A 16,275-nucleotide genomic window follows, 5' to 3' on the forward strand; every position below is an offset into this window, starting at 1 on the left:
CTTTCATGGCAAAGCGGTTGGACCTCAAAGACGTCAACATCTACTATGGTGCCTTTCACGCCGTCGCCGATGTGTCGCTGTCCGTTCCGCCGCGGAACGTGACCGCGTTCATCGGCCCGTCGGGCTGCGGCAAGTCCACGGTGCTGCGCACACTCAACCGGATGCACGAGGTGATCCCCGGCGCCCGTGTCGAGGGGTCGGTGCTGCTCGACGGTGAGAACATCTACGGCGCGGGCGTCGACCCGGTCGGGGTGCGCAAGACCATCGGCATGGTGTTCCAGCGGCCGAATCCGTTCCCCACCATGTCGATTCGCGACAACGTGGTGGCGGGCCTCAAGCTGCAGGGCGTGCGCAACAAGAAAACTCTCGACGAGGTCGCCGAACGCTCGCTGCGCGGCGCGAACCTGTGGACGGAGGTCAAGGACCGCCTCGACAAGCCCGGCGGCGGACTGTCGGGCGGTCAGCAGCAGCGGCTGTGCATCGCCCGCGCCATCGCGGTGCAACCCGATGTGCTGCTGATGGACGAACCGTGCTCGGCGCTCGACCCGATCTCCACGCTGGCGATCGAGGAGCTGATCGCCACGCTGAAGCAGGAATTCACCATCGTCATCGTCACGCACAACATGCAGCAGGCCGCGCGGGTGAGCGATCAGACCGCGTTCTTCAACCTCGAGGCCACCGGTAAACCGGGCCGGCTGATCGAGATCGACGACACCGAGAAGATCTTCTCCAACCCGAGCAAGAAGGCCACCGAGGACTACATCTCCGGCCGCTTCGGGTGATCCCGCCAAGAATGTGCGTCCTCATCCGCTGAGCCCGGCGCGTCGCGGCTGACCGCACAGCCGGCAGCGCGATTCCCGGTCAGCGCGACGCCGGCAGGTCTTCCTCGTCGGGGTGCTTGCCGGTGACCTGGAAGATGACCCGCCGGGCCACCTCGACCGCGTGGTCGGCGAAGCGCTCGTAGAACCGGCCGAGCAGCGTCACGTCGACGGCCGCGGCCACGCCGTGCTTCCACTCACGGTCCATCAGCACCGTGAACAGATGCCGGTGCAGGTCGTCCATCGCGTCGTCTTCTTCTTGGATGCGGGCGGCCTTCTCCGGATCCCGGGTGATCAGCACCTCCCGGGCGCTGTTACCCAATTCGACTGCCACCCGGCCCATTTCGGCGAAGTAGCCGTTGACCTCTTCGGGCAGCGCGTGCTGCGGGTGGCGTCGGCGCGCGATCTTGGCGACGTGCAGGGCAAGCGCGCCCATCCGGTCGACGTCGGCGACGATCTGAATGGCGCCGACGATGGCGCGCAGGTCACCGGCGACCGGCGCCTGCAGGGCCAGCAGCACGAACGCCGCTTCCTCCGCCCGCGCGCTCATCGCGGCGATCTGCTCGTGGTCGGTGATCACCTGTTCGGCCAGCGCCAGATCGGCTTGCAGCAGGGCCTGGGTCGCGCGTTCCATCGCAGCGCCTGCCAGCCCGCACATCTCGCCGAGCTGCGCCGTCAAGGCATCCAGTTGCTCGTGGTACGCGGTTCGCATACCAGCCACCCTACGGTCTTTTCGGTCTCAGCGTCACGAGCGAAGCGGTGAACGACAGGTGAATGCCATCTGGCGAAACGCTAATCGCAGCTGGTGTCGGCGGCGTTGGTGACGGCCAGGTCGTCCGGAAGCGCGGTCGGCGTGCTGTTGGTGCCGCGCACCACATGGACCTGCACGGTCGAGCCGCTCGGTGACGGCGGGTTCACCGAGTTGAAGTCGTTGCCCAGCACCACCTGGACGATGTCGCCCTTGCCCGTCACCCGCTCGATGGTCGGGTTGGCGAACGCCGAGGCCACCGTCGCCGCGGCTTCCTCGTTGCCCGGTGAGAAGAACACCGTCGTCTCGTCCAGCGGGCCGGGGTAGTCGTCGGGCGTCGTGACGTTGAAGCCGTGGGTCTGCAGCGCGGTGGCGGCGCTGGCGGCCAGGCCGTCGCGGCCCGTGGAGTTCGACACCTGCACGGTGATGTCCTGCGGGTTGGTGGTGACCGCGTCCACCAGCTCGCCGGTTCCGATGGAGCCCTGGCTGGGCGACGGGTTCGTCGAATCCCCGTTGGCCGACGACTCCGGCGTGCCGGGCACCGGGGTGTTGTCGGCGTTGCGTTCCTTGGGCAGGGGTTCGTCGTTGATGATCGCGTCGAAGATCGCCCGGGTGTCTTCCTCGCGCAGGTGCTCGTTACCCCACTCGTCCATGTAACCGGTGGTGGGCACCGTCAGGAACGTGATGCGCCCCGCGGCGATGCCCTGGATCGACTGGCCGAGCGTGACGAGGTCCTTGGTGTCCATGTTGTCGACGTAGCTGTCGTTGATGAACATGTTGACCACGTTGTTGAGCTTGGACAGCGAGAAGAACACTTCCTTGGAGATCAACGAGCGCAGCAGCGACGACAAGAACCGTTGTTGGCGCTTGATGCGCCCGTAGTCACCGTTGCTCTCGGTGGTGACCTGGCGGGCGCGGACGTACTGCAACGCGGTCGGGCCGTCGACGATCTGACGCCCCGCACGCGGCAGCACGGTGCCGACCTCGTAGTCCTCGAGCGGGGTGGTGCTGCACACCTCGACGCCGCCGAGCGCGTCAACCATCTTGGAGAAACCGGCGAAATCGACTGCCATGAACCGGTTTATGGAAAGCCCGGAGATCTTCTGGATGACCTTCACGAGGCATTTGGGCCCACCGACGGCGTAGGCGGAGTTCAGCTTGTACTCGGTGTAGACCTGCTTGGCGCCGTACATCGGCGAGTCGGGGTCGGTGATCGGGCCGTACTCGCGGGTGCGCGGATCCCACGGCTCGCACAGCATCGGTTCGATCTCGAGGTCACGGGGAAACGACACGCCGACAACGCGTTCGCGGTTGGCGGGGATGTTCACCAACATCACGGTGTCCGACCGCGCCCCGGCGGCGTCTTCAGTGGTGCCCGCGCCCATGTCGCTGTTCTCGCCCAACCGGCTGTCCACACCGACGATCAGGAAGTTCTCGTCGCCGAACTGCGCGTTCGGGTCGAGGATGTCGCGGGAGTCCGGGTCCAGCGCCGAGATCCGGTTGAGCATGTTGTTCTTCGAGGTCTGCCACTGCCAGGCGCCGCCGGTGAGAACCAGCGCCAGCACGGCCATCAGCGCGGCGGCGACCCGGCCCACCACCATCGTGGAGCGCAGGCCCCGCCGTCGATTCGGCCGGTCGGGCCGGCCGGCGCCGCGGCGGGCGACGTGCGCCGGCGCGACGCGGCGAGGCCTGCGGACCGCGGCCAGATCCGGCAGTTCCGACGAGCCCGGGCGGACGGCCGGAATGATCTCGGTGTCGTGTTCGTCTTCTGACAGCGGTTGCGGCTCTTCGGTGTCGGGTACCGCTGCCATGATCTCGGTGGGCGGGGCCGGTTCGTCGGCTTCGGCCCGGTGGCGGCGCAACGTCTCGGGCACGGCGGTGTCGCCCCGGACGCGGGCGATCAGGTCCGCGACGGTGATGCCGTCGGTGTCGCTGCGCGCAGCCCTGCGTTTGCGTTCCCACGGCGCGGCGGCTGGTCCCGGGCGCGCGCTTCGGGTAAGCCATTGGTTGTCGGCGGGGCGGTCGGGCTCCGACGAACCGCATGGGCCAGGAGTGGCATCAGCACCGGGGCTGTCGCCGTCACTCATGATCCCACCGGCCTCCGACCCATAGTCGTCGCACACTGTTGCGCATGAACGTCCGCCGTGCTGTATGCCGTGTCACAGCACTCGCGTGGCTCCGAAGCGGAGCCCATTACCCGAACAAGTTCCTTATCGTACTGAGACATCCTGAGAGGTGTGATGTCAGAGTCGTCTCAGTATCGAGACAACTTCGAGACGCTCGTGCGGCGTCAGCCACCGGAATGCATGACCTCCGCACCAGCGGGAACGGTGCAGTCGTCGGGATCGGCCAGCCAGCCCTCGGGCAACGCCACGGATGCCGATGAGCCCTGACGGCCGCGGGGTCCCTGCGCCGCGTCGGGGAACGGCACCGCCGCATCGAGCTGGCCGAGCAGGGCCTCGAGCTCAGAAACCGTCTTGACCAGTGCCAATGCTCGGCGCAGCTCGGCGCCGGCCGGAAATCCGTGCAGGTACCAGGCCACGTGCTTGCGGATGTCGCGCATCCCCTTGTCCTCGCCGAAGTGGGCGGCGAGCAGCTGGCCGTGGCGCAGCAGGATCCGGGCGACCTCGCCCAGGTTCGGCGCGGCGGGCAGCGGTTTACCGCTGAAGGCCGCCGACAACTCGGCGAACAGCCACGGGCGACCCAGGCAACCGCGCCCGATGACCACCCCGTCGCACCCGGTCGAAGCCATCATCGCCAAGGCGTCCTGGGCCTCGAAGATGTCGCCGTTGCCCAGCACGGGAATGCCGGTGACGTGCTCTTTCAGCGCCGCGATGTGGCGCCAGTCCGCTTTGCCCGAGTACCGCTGGGCTGCGGTGCGGGCGTGCAGCGCGACGGCGGCTGCGCCCTCCTCGGCGGCGATGCGCCCGGCGTCGAGGAAGGTGTGATGTTGGTCATCGATGCCGACGCGGAACTTCACGGTGACCGGGATGTCGGTGTTCTCCGTCGCGGCCACCGCGGCCTGGACGATCTGGCCGAACAGCTTGCGCTTGAACGGCAGCGCGGCCCCTCCGCCGCGCCGGGTGACCTTGGGCACCGGGCAGCCGAAGTTCATGTCGATGTGGTCGGCCAGCCCTTCGTCGGCGATCATCTTGGCCGCGGCGTACGTGTACTTCGGGTCCACCGAGTACAGCTGCAGCGACCGCGGCGACTCGTCGGCCCCGAACGTCACCATGTGCATGGTGGCCGGGTGACGTTCGACGAGTGCCCGCGCGGTGACCATCTCGCATACGTAGAGCCCGCTGACCGTCCCGGCGCGGGCGATCTCGAGCTCGCGGCACAGGGTGCGAAAGGCGACGTTGGTCACGCCGGCCATCGGCGCCAGCACGACCGGGCTGGCCAGCCGGATGTTGCCGATGCTCAGCGAGCGGGTTTCGGCTGCGACGGTCATGGGGTCACGTCGACGTCTCGAGCACCCTCTGCGCGGTGAGCTTCTCGGCCTTGCGGGCCTCGCGTTCGAGACGGCGTTGCTTGGAGACCTCGAACTTGTCGCACGCCTCCTCGAGTTCCTCGACCAGCTTGCCGAGGTCGTCACGCATCCGGGCGGCCTCGCCGGTGAAGTCCTCGCGTTCGAAGATGCGCCACTTCTTCAGCACCGGCATCACCACGTCATCGAGGTGGATGCGCGGGTCGTAGACACCGCCGACGGCGATGATCACGGCCTTGCGGCGGAACTCCGGCACGGTGAAGCCGGGCATCTTGAAGTTGCGCAGCACCCGGTGCAGCGAGTGCATCGCCTGGTCGGGGGCGACCTCGAAGCCGGCCTCCGACACGTCGCGGTAGAAGATCATGTGCAGGTTCTCATCGGCCGAGACCCGGGCCAGCAGCTGGTCGGCGACGGTCTCGTTACAGGCCCTGCCGGTGTTGCGGTGGGACACGCGGGTGGCCAGCTCCTGGAACGTCACGTAGATGACCGAGTCGAACAGGCTCTCGGCGAACAGGTCGCCCTGTTGGTTCTGGCCAGGGGAGAAGCCGCGGGTGACCTGCTCGAGGCGCAACTGCTCGAGCTGCACCGGATCGACGGCGCGGGTGACAACCAGATAGTCGCGCAGCGCGATGCCGTGGCGGTTCTCCTCGGCGGTCCAGCGGTTCACCCACTGGCCCCAGGCGCCGTCCATGCCGAAGTTCATCGTGATCTCGCGGTGATACGACGGCAGGTTGTCCTCGGTGAGCAGGTTCTGCACCATCGCGACCTGAGCGACCTCGGAAAGCTTCGCCTCCTCGGGATGCCAGTCCTTACCGCCGAGGGCGTAATAGTTCTTCCCGTCCGACCACGGGATGTAATCGTGCGGGTTCCAGTCCTTGCGCATGGACAGGTGCCGGTTGAGGTATTTCTCCACCACGGGCTCGAGTTCACGCAGGAGATGGAGGTCGGTCAGGTTCTCGTGCATGGCCCCTCCGGTTATCTGTACCTGTTAGTAGCACTCAGAGTATCTGTGTACCCCGGTGACATTCAAGTTACGCAGCGGCCTTGTCACATCTGCATCACAAGGCTCTTTTGCAGGCGGTACGATGCGTCACAATGCTCGGCGAGCAAATCGTTGGGCCCGACGGCAGCACATGCAACGACGCGGAGGTCTCGAGCTTTGAAGATGGTCAGGGTTGTTGCGAGCGCGGTCGCCGCGGCGTCGGTGGCCGGCAGCGCCCTTTTCGCTGGGCCGGGGGTCGCAGGGGCCAATCCTCCCGATGTCGTCAACCGCACCTATCAGGACGCCAAGCGGATTATCCAACGGTCAGGCGGAAAAGCCGTAGTTGCGACGCGTACGGGCAACGCATTGTCCGAGTCGAGGTGCTTGGTCACCAACGCATGGGAGGCGGCGGTTCGCCGTCCCAACCGGCGTGGCCGCCCGGTCGCGAACCAGGACATCATGGTCGCGCTGAACTGCAACGGTGAATTGGCCGCGGCGGGCACGGCAGGAAACTCGGCTGCCAGCCCGGCCGGGCGCGCAGCAAAGGAAGAGCAGCAGCGCAAGGCGGAGAAGGCCGCCAGGGACCGGGCCGCCAGGCAGGCCGCTGCCGCGCGGGCCGCGCAGCAATAGCTTTCGGCTCTCGGCGCAGATTTCTGCAGATAGACGGGCCGCTCAAGTGGCGGCTCACTGCTGCGCGCCATACGATTTTCCAGTACCGGTCCGGCGGTGTCGCCTGGCCGCTTGGGAGGTCGGCAGACGTGAAGAAGCTCATAATTTTCGGGACCGGGCCCATGTTCACTGCCGCGGTGGGGGGCGTGGTCCTGGTGGGCGCCGACGTGGCGAGCGCCGCCCCTGACGTGGTGGGCCAGAAGTATTCGGATGCGGCATCGGCGATCAAGGACAGCGGAGGCACCGCTGTCGTGGCCTCGAGGGTGGGTGATCGGCTTTCGGAGTCCGACTGCACCGTCACCAACGCCTGGGAGGCGTCATTTGTGCGCGATGGGAGTGCCGACGGCGGCGAGGTGATGGTGTCGTTGAACTGCAACGGCGACTACGCGACGGCAACCGATCCCGGCGCCTCCGTCCAGCATCCGCTGGGCCGGGATGCCAAGGCCGCTGATGAAGAAGAGGCCGACGAGGAAGCTCCGAGCTCCTGACGAGAGCTGTGCGCCCAATAGTCCGTCGCCACAACATTATTAACATGATGTCAACGTAGGCGTCCGACAGCGTTCACATCACAGCGCCAAAGTGTTGGCGATGACGGGACGAAATTCGCTTCGGGCCGGCGCGGTGGCGTCCGGTGTCGCAGCGCTCATGCTGATCGGAACACCCACTGCCGCAGCCGATTACATCGGTCAGAGCTTCGCCGATGCCTCTTCGGAGATGAACGAGGCCGGGCTGAATCCGATTGTCGTCACGCGGGTGGGTGACCAGCTGGCAGAAGACGAGTGCATCGTCACCGGCGCCTGGGAGCCATCGCTCCTGCGGGGCGTCGGAGACGGCTTCGAGTACTCCGAGGACGAGATAATGGTGTCGCTGAACTGCGCGGGCGCGTATGCATCGGAGACGAATCCCGGTGCATCCATACAGCATCCGCTCGGGCGCGCGGCCAAGTCCGAGGCCGAAGAGGAAGCCTCCGAGGAGGGCTCCTCCGAGGAGGAGTAGTGGTCAAAGGCTCGGCACCCTGCCGAGCAGCATGCCGACGCAATAGTCGATGAACTGCTCGCGGCTGACGGTCAGGCGACCGTCCAGGTACGCGGTGAACAGCGCGGTGAGCGCGCCGATCAGCCCGGTGGCCGCCATGGCCGCCAGCGCGGGTTCGGTGATGCGGGTGAGCTTCTGCTGCAGCAGTTCGATGAAGTTCGGCATCCACTCGGCACCGGAACGCACCAGCACGGGTTCGACCTCCGGCGCCAACAGCAGAACCCGACCGCGCGCAGGGTCGTCGACCATCAACTCGACGAAGCGCTCGACCGCCTCGCGCGGGGTCTCCGCCGTCGTCAACGTGGACATCGCCCGCGCGCAGACGTCGTCGTATACCGCGCGGACGAATTCGTCGCGATCGGCGAAGCTCTCGTAGAAGTAACGCTCGGTCAGCCCCGCCGCCCGGCAGACCGCGCGCACGGTGAGCGCCGGGCCTCCTTCGCTGCCCAGCAGCGCCACCCCGGCGGAGACGAGTTCGTCGCGGCGCAGCGCCTGGCGGTCCTGTAGCGGAACGCCGGACCATCGGCCCCGTCGTTGACCCGAAGGCACATCACTCCTAAGCTCGACGCTGACAACGCCTGTAGTCAGAATCTACCGTCTGGCTGGATGGGAAGCTCCTCAGTGACTCAAGATACGTCCGATGTATACCCGGTGACCAGCGCGTCATCGGGGCTGGCGGCCGGCTGCCCGGTTTCCGGCGGGGGATACGGCACACTGCCGGAATCACTCGGACCCGACTCGCTGACCTGGAAGTATTTCGGTCAGTGGACCGGCATGCTGCAGGGCCCGTGGGCCGGTTCCATGCAGAACATGCATCCGCAGCTGGGCGCGGCGGTGAAAGACCATTCGATCTTCTTCCTGGAGCGCATGCCGCGGCTGTTCCGGTCGGTCTACCCGATCGGCGGTGTGGTTTTCGACGGTGATCGCGCGCCCCGCACCGGAGCCGAAGTGCGCGACTACCACATCGGGATCAAGGGCGTCGACGAACAGAGCCGCCGTTACAACGCGCTCAACCCGGAGGTCTTCTACTGGGCGCACGCGACGTTCTTCAAGTCGACGCTGTTGGCCGCCGAATGGCTCGGCGGCGGGCTCACCGAGGCCCAGAAGCGCCAGCTGTTCGACGAGCACATCACCTGGTACCGGATGTACGGAATGAGCATGCGCCCGGTCCCCAAGACCTGGGAGGAGTTCCAGGAGTACTGGGATCACATGTGCCGCAACGTTCTGGAAAACACGTGGGCGGCAAGGGAAGTCATGGATCTTTCCACGATGCCCAAGCATCCCTCGCTGGAGTGGGTGCCGGATTGGGCGTGGCGGCTGAACCTGAAGGTCATGCAGCGCGTTCTGACGTTCTTCGCGGTGGGGTTGTATGACCCGCCGGTGCGCGAACTGATGGGCTACAGCTGGTCGCCCCGCCAAGAGTGGCTGCACCGGCAGTTCGGCAACCTGGTTTACCGGGTCACCAAGCTGTTGCCCAAGCGCGTGCTGATGCATCCGCGGAAGCGCTCGGCGTGGGATCGGGCGCACGGTCGGCTCCCGGCGGACGCACCGCTGGTCGAGACACCCGCGCGCAACCTTCCACCCCTGGAGTACCGCGACAACCCGCACTACTACAGCCCGAAGGTCTGAGCCACCCACGACGAGGTTTGCATTCCGCTCGCGGGGGCTAGCTTTACCGGTATGCAGGCGCCAGAAATTCTTGGCGGCCGATACGAATTGCGCAGCGTCCTGGGTCGGGGCGGCATGTCGGAAGTACGTGACGGTTGGGACACCAGACTCGACCGGCCGGTGGCGATCAAGCTGCTGCATCCGATGCTTCTCACCGATCCGGTCAACCGGGGGCGCTTCGAGCGGGAGGCCCGGGCAGCCGCGGCGCTGAGCCATCCGAACATCGTCGCCGTACACGACAGCGGCGAGCACAACGGCGCACCCTTCATCGTGATGGAGCGGCTGTCGGGGCGCACGCTTGCCGACGTGATCGCCCGCGGACCGCTCCGGGCACCGCATGTGCGGTCGATCCTCGACGATGTGTTGTCGGCCCTCGAGGCCGCGCATGCCGCGGGGATCGTGCACCGCGACATCAAACCGGCCAACATCCTGTTCAGCGATTTCGGTCACACCAAGGTCGCCGACTTCGGTATCGCCAAGAGCACCGCCACGCCCGACACCGTGACCGGCCAGATCGTCGGCACGATGGCCTATCTCAGCCCGCAGCGGATCGCCGGGGTGCCCGCGACGGCCGGCGACGACCTCTACGCGCTCGGTGTCGTCGGCTACGAGACGTTGACCGGTCGGCGGGCGTTCCCGCAGGAAAACCTCGCGGAGCTGGCCCGTGCGATCGCAGACGGCGCGCCGGTGCCGGTGACGGCGCTGCGCGCGGACGCGGACCCCGTACTGGCGGGCGTGGTGGAGCAGGCGATGGCGCCCGACCCGCGCCGGCGATTCGCCGACGCGCAGTCGATGCGCGCCGCGCTGGCGGGCCGGTTGCCGCCGCCTGTCGGGCACCGTCCGGCCACCAAGGTGTTGGCTGCGCCGCTGCCCGAGCCGACGACGCTGGCCGTGCGCCCGCCTGCTCCGAGGAGCCGCACCGGCCTCCTGCTGGGAGTGGCGGCGGCGCTGGTCGCGGTGGTCGTCGTGCTGGCGGCGGTGATCGCCGATTCGGCATCACGCCCGGCCCCGGCCAGCACCGAATCGACGGTGCCCACGACGCCGACGTCGTCGCTGGTCGCCCCGCCACCGCCGCCACCGCCCGCGCCGACACAGGTCGACCAGGGCCCCCCGTGGAACCGCGGCGAAGGGCATGGCCCCAAGGAGCCGAAGGCCCCAAAGGGTCCCAAGGACCCGAAGGGGCCGAGGGGACACGACGACTGAGTGGGCGTGCGGGTCACGCCCGCCGATACCCGACAGCCGCCGCTGACAAAAGTGCCCCCACTAGGACTCGAACCTAGGACCTGCGGATTAAAAGTCCGTAGCTCTACCAACTGAGCTATAGGGGCCGCGAAGCAACAGGATACTGGGTATCGACAGCCCGCTCGTTTGAGGATTGGGGTGCCGGTACCCTAAGCTATCGTGGCTCCCAACGACATGGCGTTGTGAGTACCCCGGAGAGATTCGGCTGGCCCCCTTCGTCTAGCGGCCTAGGACGCCGCCCTTTCAAGGCGGTAGCGCGGGTTCGAATCCCGTAGGGGGTACACGCGACGCACGTACGATGGAAGTCGCACAGTAAGGCCCTGTGGCGCAGTTGGTTAGCGCGCCGCCCTGTCACGGCGGAGGTCGCGGGTTCAAGTCCCGTCAGGGTCGCCAGAACGGCGGGCATGTCGGTTTTTCGACAACCGGTGCCATCCGGCCAGGTAGCTCAGTTGGTACGAGCGTCCGCCTGAAAAGCGGAAGGTCGCCGGTTCGATCCCGGCCCTGGCCACCATTCTTTACCTGCATAGACACGGGTGTTGCACTCGGTTGTCAGTTTGATTCGTCCGGTTCTTGTCCGGTCTTCGGTGTGTGAATCTCGGTTGCGTGAAGTTGATCGAGGTTCGTTGCGACCTGGTCCAGCTCGTCGGCGTAGAGGTCGCTGTAGATGTTCGCGGTGACAGTCGGCGTCGAGTGGCCCATGGTTTTCTGCACGTAGCGCAGGTCTGCGCCGGACTTGCGCGCCAGGCTGGCGTAGGTATGGCGTAGCTCGTGAATGGTCAGCGGTGCGAGGCGTGTCTTCTTGAGGACTTTGTTCCAGTGCGTATGCCTGCGCCAGTTGTTGGACCTCAGCATTTTTCCGTTAGGTGATGTGACGGCGGGCTCATCGGCAGCGCGGCTGGCGATGCGCGGTTTCAGGGCGTCAATGACGACCTGGGGGAGCGGGATGGTGCGGGTTCCAGCCACCGTCTTGGTGGGACCGATGACGATGCGGCCCGCAACCTCGGGTGCGGCCCGTCGAACGTAGAGACGGCGGGCGGCAAGGTCAACATCCTTGACACGGAGGCCGACGAGTTCGGACCAGCGCAGGCCGGTGTAGGCGAGGATGATCACAACGTCGCCCTGGTCGCCGCAGGCGACGGCCAGCGCATGGACTTCCTGGGCGTTCAGGTAGCGGTGACGTTCCCGCTCAGGAATGCGGCCCGCTGAAACGCCAAGGGCGGGGTTGCGGTGGATTCGGCCGTCCTGATGGGCGACGTCGAGGATCGACCGCAGGAGTCGCAGCGTGGAGACCTTCGCCCATGGCCCTACCGTCAGGCCGTCAACGAACGCCTGGACGTCGGCACGCGTGATTTCGTCGACGGGCACGTGACCGAACCGGGGCGCGATTCGCAGTTCCCAGTGCTGGGTGTAGCCGCTCCAGGTCTTTGGCGAGACCGCGGGCTTCTTGGAATGGGAGAACTGCGTCCAAATTCGGTTCAGCGGTGTGCGGCCGAGGCGGGGGTCGAACCGACGTGCACCGAGCGCTGCTTCGTTGTCGCGTTCGGATTTGAACGCCTTCGCCTCGCGCAGAGTCGGAAACGTGGCCGATGTTTCGACCCAGCCTGACGGTGCGTCGGGATCACGGATCAGGTAGCGGACTTGGTAGCGGGGCTGTCCGGCCACATTGATGCGCTTTCGGATGCCGCGTGGGGTGTTGCCAGCCATTACCGACGCACCTGCTTCAGCCAGGACCGGACTTCCGCGCAGTCCCAGCGGCGCACCCGCTCTGACAACGTGTAGCAGGGTGGGCCGATCTGCTCGCCGGTCGTTTCGCGGATCGACGCCCAGCGATTGAGCGTCGCAGCCGAGACGCCGAGCAGCGCCGACACCCGTTCTGCGGTCAGCAGCTCAGGGAAGTTGCCTGCGGTGACGAGAGCCTCCCGGAGGCCGTGAGTGACCATCGCTTCACCTCGTTGCGGGTGGCTGGTACGTCGACGGAATGTCCATGCCAGCACGGATGGAGGCGAACCAGGCGCGAGTCCGCGGCAATCCGGCATCGGTGTCGGCTTGCCCGCCGGTGATTCCCCAGAGATCGAATGCCCAGCGATTCAGCGCGGAGGCCGTTGTCTCGCTGCGTCGCTGGAGTTCCGCGTCGTCGCCCAAGACCAAGGCGACGCCGAGGAATTCGCCGCAGGACCAGACGTGCCGGTACTCGTCCCATCCGTGCGTGCGGACCAGGTTGGCGCGGTGCATCAGATCGTCTGCATGCCGAGCCAATTGATCCTGGCTGGGCGGGGCGAAGAGTGGCCAGTCGTCGTTCATTGCGCCGTCTTTCCTCCGGTGATTCGCGTCCGTCCGTATTGCTTTGCAGTGGAACGGATTTGGTCATCAGACCAGTAGTCAGCGCGAACCCGGATCACATGCCCGTCTGCGGCGACGACATAGCCAGTGCCGGGTGTCTCGGGGCTGATGCGGTGTGCGGGCGCGGTATCGCCCATGCCGTCGCCGAGAACCATCGTCACCTCGTCGCGGGAACGGAGCCGGAGCGCGATGGTTTGAGTGAAGAGCCCTCGCATGGGTAGGACTTCTTTGCGAGGGTCTTGGAGGAACGCTGCCACGACGAATCCCAGGGCGCGGCCTTTGGTCAGGATTCGCGACAAGTAGCCGGCGGCTTCTTTGCGCAGTGCCGGGTCGCTCATGTATGCGGTCAGTCCGGCCAGTTCGTCGATCAGCAGCACGATCAGGGGAGCTGATTTTGTCGGGGTGTGTTCGCGGGCGTTTCCCGCCATTTGTGCGCCGCGCTCGTCCATCAACTTTTCCAGCGTGCCAAGGGTTTTCACTGCATCGGCCTCGGTTGTGGCGACCTTGGTGAACAAGCGAGCACCGACCGATAGTTCGATGCCGTACTTGAGGTCGATGCCGATCAGGTGGACCAGGCCGCTCGCGACCGCGGGTCCGAGGCCGCCGGCGATTCCCCAGAAAACCGACCCTTTGCCTGCGCCCGAGCAGCCCACGGTCAGGGTGTGTCGTCCGGCGACGTGCAGCGTCCACGGGGTGCCGTTTTCACAGCGTCCAAGCGTGACTCTGGTGGTAGCGACTGCAGTGGGCGAGGCGGCATGACCGACCGATGAGAGTTGCTCGCGCATGACCAATTCGATCCGCACGGTGCCGGGTGCGACCACGACCGACTGGGCGGCGTGGGCTCGTGCGGCGTCGCGGATAGCCGGGACGGCACGCTCCAGGTCGTCGACGGTCAGACCCATCCGCGTCTTCACTGTCAGATTCAGGCAGTTGTCAGACACCTTGACCTGCAGCAGCTTTGGATGAGTCCATCGCGTCTGTGTGACCGGCCGCCCTTCGTGGTCCTTGCGGGTGACTTGCTCAGAGGCGGACAAGCCGCAGCGTTTCGACAACCGCTCCCATGTGGCGTAGGCCCACAGTCTCCAACGCAATCGCCGGGCGGGGGCGGCGAAGTGCAGTTCGTAGGTCCCCGGTGAGCGCAGCCGCCAGGCAATCAGAACTGCAGCGGTTATGCCTGCGACGGCCGCGACCCAGGCCACGGCGCCAAGTAGCAGCTGCAGGAGGTGGTCGAACCTCAGCGGGGTATCGAGGTCGGTCGGTGCGAACGGATCGGGGTTCATGCCGATGCCCGGCCGGTGTTCGATGCCGCAGACGGCTTGCCAGGTGCGGTCATGCCCGAGGCCCGAAATGACCACGCGATGCGTGAGAAGTCGCCCGACCGCTCGATGTACGGCAGGGCCATCAGACCCTCGAACACCACCGGCGTGAACGGCGTTCCGCTGGAATTGCCGGGGGCAGTCGGCTGCGTTTGGGCGGCGAACTTGACCGTCACGGTGCGGCTGCGCTTCGGTGCGGACGGATCACCGTCGAGCACTTCGACCTGCCACATCGGCGAACCGGTCTCGCGATCGGTCGCCTGTACACGGTTGTCGCCCGAGGACTTGTCGAAGTCGATCATCGGCGTCACCTCGGACACGAGGAACGCGCCGCATGAAAACACCTGGTCGTGTCCGATCTGGAGCCATTTGGGGATGGACATTGTGGAACCCTTTCTTGGAGTGAACTAGATGACTATCTAACATAGTCGTCTAGACGAGTGAGTCAAGCGCGGCGCGACGTTTGGCAATTTCACGCAGGTTCAGCGTGCCGAGAAGTCGTATTCGAGCAGGTAGGCCGATGCCACCTTCACCGTGTCACACACTTCGACGGCCACGTCGTTGGTGTCATATGCCGTCCGAACCACAGTCAGGACGGGTACACCAGCCGCAAGTTGCAGGATGCGGCGCTCTTCGGGGGTGGGCATCCGCGCGCCGACTTCCTCGGTGAATCGGGCGAGTGTGTGGCCGGCCTCTTCGAGTCGCGCATAGATACCGCCAGGCCCGGTGTCCACTTGTTCGATCTTGGTGCCTTGAGCAAAGTCGGCAGGGATGTATGAAATCGCCGTCTCCATTGGTCGACCATCGGCGAGGTAACGCCGCGATCGAACGACAACCTCGTCGTCTGGAGTCAAGCGAAGACGTTCAGCAACAGTCGAATTCGGCTTCTCCCGCGTCACAGTGATGTTGTCGACTTGTGGCGTGTAGCCAGCCTTCTCTGTCTCGACAGTGAACGCCGCTTTGCCGCTTGCGCGATGTCGTCGTGCGAATCGATCGGAGGCGAGCCTATGGATCGGGGGTGTGGGGCGGACGAACACACCGCGGCCGTGTTGCGTGACTACTAGCCCTTCGCTGCCGAGCACTTGCATTGCCTGCCTGACGGTCATGCGTGCCACGCCGAAGTGCTTGATCAACTCGGCCTCGGACGGCAGGCGTTCCCCTGCGTCGAGCTGGCCAGAGCTGATTGCTTCGCGCAACATGCCAGCGATCTGCCGATACGGCGGCTTGTCGTCCGCCCGGTCGATCTGGCCAAGTTGCAGCACCGCAGAGCCTTCCCTTGCATGTCTAGACGACTAGTAGTGTAAGAAAACGACACGCCCATGTCACTACTGAAGTCCGGGCCCCGAGGATGGAGTCTCGCATGGCAACCACGCCGAAACACTCGGTTAGCGTCGCGGGGATCGTGGTCCGCGACGACGGCCGCGTCCTGGTAATCAAACGTGATGACACCGGCCACTGGGAAGCCCCCGGCGGCGTCCTTGAGCTTCATGAATCATTCGAGAGCGGCGTTCAGCGCGAGGTGCTGGAAGAGACTGGACTTGAGGTTGCTGTCGAACGGCTTACGGGTGTCTACAAGAATCTCACGCACGGAATCGTCGCGCTGGTTTACCGATGCCGTCCTGCCGGCGGCGCCGCGCACCCGACGGCTGAAGCTTGCGAAGTTCTCTGGATGACTACGGAACAGGTTCAGTCGACGATGAGCCCTGCGTTCGCGGTCCGTGTGCTGGACGCGTTCGACGAAGGCGTCCATTCACGGACCCACGACGGCGTCAATGTCATATCTGGCTAACAGTCACGACGGTTGCTGCGCTAGCGACGTGGGCGTGTTGGTCTAGCCCACTAGCCTGTGTGATGTGCCTGTAAACGCTGACGCTGATGAGCCCGATGATGAGAATGCTGGACTGACTCCTCAGCAGCGTGGGTCACGTCCCGTGGAGTGGTGTAAGAGCGGTCGCGTGTCCGCGTGTGGC

Annotated in this window: 18 protein-coding genes and 4 tRNA genes; 10 read left to right on the plus strand and 12 right to left on the minus strand. The window is 65.9% G+C overall.

The genetic code is table 11. The annotated features are described in order from the left end of the window. Positions 1 to 5 precede the first annotated feature (5 nt). Complete coding sequence (gene pstB, locus MELE44368_RS23670; RefSeq protein ID WP_128110720.1) at positions 6 to 782, plus strand: phosphate ABC transporter ATP-binding protein PstB; 777 nt, start codon at positions 6 to 8, stop codon at positions 780 to 782. 79 nt (positions 783 to 861) lie between these two features. Here the strand turns inward: pstB and phoU are convergent, their stop codons facing one another. The 4 genes from phoU to MELE44368_RS23690 all read right to left on the minus strand — a co-directional run bounded on the left by phoU (position 862) and on the right by MELE44368_RS23690 (position 6,017). Then, complete coding sequence (gene phoU, locus MELE44368_RS23675) at positions 862 to 1,530, minus strand: phosphate signaling complex protein PhoU (protein ID WP_128110721.1); 669 nt, start codon at positions 1,528 to 1,530, stop codon at positions 862 to 864. Positions 1,531 to 1,610: 80 nt separating this feature from the next. Then, a complete protein-coding gene (locus MELE44368_RS23680; RefSeq protein ID WP_128110722.1) occupies positions 1,611 to 3,653 on the minus strand; it encodes an LCP family protein in 2,043 nt (680 codons plus the stop codon). Between the two features lie 203 nt (positions 3,654 to 3,856). Further along, positions 3,857 to 4,990, minus strand: coding sequence for a tRNA dihydrouridine synthase DusB (gene dusB / locus MELE44368_RS23685; RefSeq protein WP_206613846.1), 1,134 nt, complete (start codon positions 4,988 to 4,990; stop codon positions 3,857 to 3,859). Between the two features lie 31 nt (positions 4,991 to 5,021). Beyond that, a complete protein-coding gene (locus tag MELE44368_RS23690) occupies positions 5,022 to 6,017 on the minus strand; it encodes an acyl-ACP desaturase (RefSeq protein ID WP_128110724.1) in 996 nt (331 codons plus the stop codon). Between the two features lie 201 nt (positions 6,018 to 6,218). Here MELE44368_RS23690 and MELE44368_RS23695 point away from each other — a divergent pair, with 201 nt between their 5' ends. The 3 genes from MELE44368_RS23695 to MELE44368_RS23705 all read left to right on the plus strand — a co-directional run bounded on the left by MELE44368_RS23695 (position 6,219) and on the right by MELE44368_RS23705 (position 7,700). Next, complete coding sequence (locus MELE44368_RS23695) at positions 6,219 to 6,665, plus strand: hypothetical protein (RefSeq protein WP_128110725.1); 447 nt, start codon at positions 6,219 to 6,221, stop codon at positions 6,663 to 6,665. Positions 6,666 to 6,793: 128 nt separating this feature from the next. Beyond that, the gene (locus MELE44368_RS23700) at positions 6,794 to 7,192 is read left to right on the plus strand and encodes a hypothetical protein (protein WP_409366153.1); all 399 of its coding nucleotides are present in this window, start codon (positions 6,794 to 6,796) and stop codon (positions 7,190 to 7,192) included. Between the two features lie 100 nt (positions 7,193 to 7,292). Further along, positions 7,293 to 7,700, plus strand: coding sequence for a PASTA domain-containing protein (locus tag MELE44368_RS23705; protein WP_046754563.1), 408 nt, complete (start codon positions 7,293 to 7,295; stop codon positions 7,698 to 7,700). A 3-nt stretch (positions 7,701 to 7,703) separates the two neighbouring features. On the opposite strand, the gene MELE44368_RS23710 is transcribed toward MELE44368_RS23705, so the two are convergent. Continuing rightward, positions 7,704 to 8,288 (minus strand): TetR/AcrR family transcriptional regulator, encoded by a 585-nt coding sequence (locus MELE44368_RS23710; RefSeq protein ID WP_064927900.1) that lies wholly within the window; start codon positions 8,286 to 8,288, stop codon positions 7,704 to 7,706. A 57-nt stretch (positions 8,289 to 8,345) separates the two neighbouring features. Between MELE44368_RS23710 and MELE44368_RS23715 the strand changes: the two genes are divergently transcribed. Further along, complete coding sequence (locus MELE44368_RS23715) at positions 8,346 to 9,368, plus strand: oxygenase MpaB family protein (protein ID WP_206613844.1); 1,023 nt, start codon at positions 8,346 to 8,348, stop codon at positions 9,366 to 9,368. Between the two features lie 51 nt (positions 9,369 to 9,419). Next, a complete protein-coding gene (locus MELE44368_RS23720; protein ID WP_128110727.1) occupies positions 9,420 to 10,610 on the plus strand; it encodes a serine/threonine-protein kinase in 1,191 nt (396 codons plus the stop codon). 52 nt (positions 10,611 to 10,662) lie between these two features. On the opposite strand, the gene MELE44368_RS23725 is transcribed toward MELE44368_RS23720, so the two are convergent. Further along, positions 10,663 to 10,735 (minus strand) — tRNA-Lys (locus MELE44368_RS23725). A gap of 122 nt (positions 10,736 to 10,857) precedes the next feature. Between MELE44368_RS23725 and MELE44368_RS23730 the strand changes: the two genes are divergently transcribed. From MELE44368_RS23730 to MELE44368_RS23740, 3 genes are all read left to right on the plus strand, one after another. Beyond that, positions 10,858 to 10,930: transfer RNA gene (locus tag MELE44368_RS23730), tRNA-Glu, on the plus strand. A 35-nt stretch (positions 10,931 to 10,965) separates the two neighbouring features. Beyond that, a tRNA-Asp gene (locus tag MELE44368_RS23735) sits at positions 10,966 to 11,042 on the plus strand. Positions 11,043 to 11,083: 41 nt separating this feature from the next. Next, positions 11,084 to 11,160, plus strand: a tRNA-Phe gene (locus MELE44368_RS23740). Between the two features lie 38 nt (positions 11,161 to 11,198). Here MELE44368_RS23740 and MELE44368_RS23745 read toward each other — a convergent pair. The 6 genes from MELE44368_RS23745 to MELE44368_RS23770 form a co-directional block, all read right to left on the minus strand. Further along, the gene (locus MELE44368_RS23745) at positions 11,199 to 12,353 is read right to left on the minus strand and encodes a site-specific integrase (RefSeq protein WP_128110728.1); all 1,155 of its coding nucleotides are present in this window, start codon (positions 12,351 to 12,353) and stop codon (positions 11,199 to 11,201) included. Continuing rightward, a complete protein-coding gene (locus MELE44368_RS23750; protein WP_128110729.1) occupies positions 12,353 to 12,589 on the minus strand; it encodes a helix-turn-helix transcriptional regulator in 237 nt (78 codons plus the stop codon). Before MELE44368_RS23750 ends, MELE44368_RS23745 begins: the two co-directional genes overlap by 1 nt. Before the next feature lie 4 nt (positions 12,590 to 12,593). Further along, positions 12,594 to 12,950, minus strand: a complete 357-nt coding sequence (locus MELE44368_RS23755; protein WP_128110730.1) for a hypothetical protein — start codon at positions 12,948 to 12,950, stop codon at positions 12,594 to 12,596. Next, on the minus strand, positions 12,947 to 14,269 hold the full coding sequence (locus tag MELE44368_RS23760) for an FtsK/SpoIIIE domain-containing protein (protein ID WP_128110731.1): 1,323 nt from the start codon (positions 14,267 to 14,269) through the stop codon (positions 12,947 to 12,949). The genes MELE44368_RS23755 and MELE44368_RS23760 overlap by 4 nt, the downstream gene beginning before the upstream one ends. Further along, on the minus strand, positions 14,266 to 14,688 hold the full coding sequence (locus tag MELE44368_RS23765) for a plasmid replication, integration and excision activator (RefSeq protein ID WP_128110732.1): 423 nt from the start codon (positions 14,686 to 14,688) through the stop codon (positions 14,266 to 14,268). Before MELE44368_RS23765 ends, MELE44368_RS23760 begins: the two co-directional genes overlap by 4 nt. Before the next feature lie 99 nt (positions 14,689 to 14,787). Continuing rightward, positions 14,788 to 15,567, minus strand: coding sequence for a GntR family transcriptional regulator (locus MELE44368_RS23770; RefSeq protein ID WP_128110733.1), 780 nt, complete (start codon positions 15,565 to 15,567; stop codon positions 14,788 to 14,790). A 98-nt stretch (positions 15,568 to 15,665) separates the two neighbouring features. Here MELE44368_RS23770 and MELE44368_RS23775 point away from each other — a divergent pair, with 98 nt between their 5' ends. Beyond that, positions 15,666 to 16,094, plus strand: coding sequence for an NUDIX hydrolase (locus MELE44368_RS23775; protein WP_128110734.1), 429 nt, complete (start codon positions 15,666 to 15,668; stop codon positions 16,092 to 16,094). Positions 16,095 to 16,275 lie beyond the last annotated feature (181 nt).

Origin of the sequence: Mycolicibacterium elephantis DSM 44368, assembly GCF_004014805.1 — a bacterium.
GTDB classification, from domain to species: domain Bacteria; phylum Actinomycetota; class Actinomycetes; order Mycobacteriales; family Mycobacteriaceae; genus Mycobacterium; species Mycobacterium elephantis.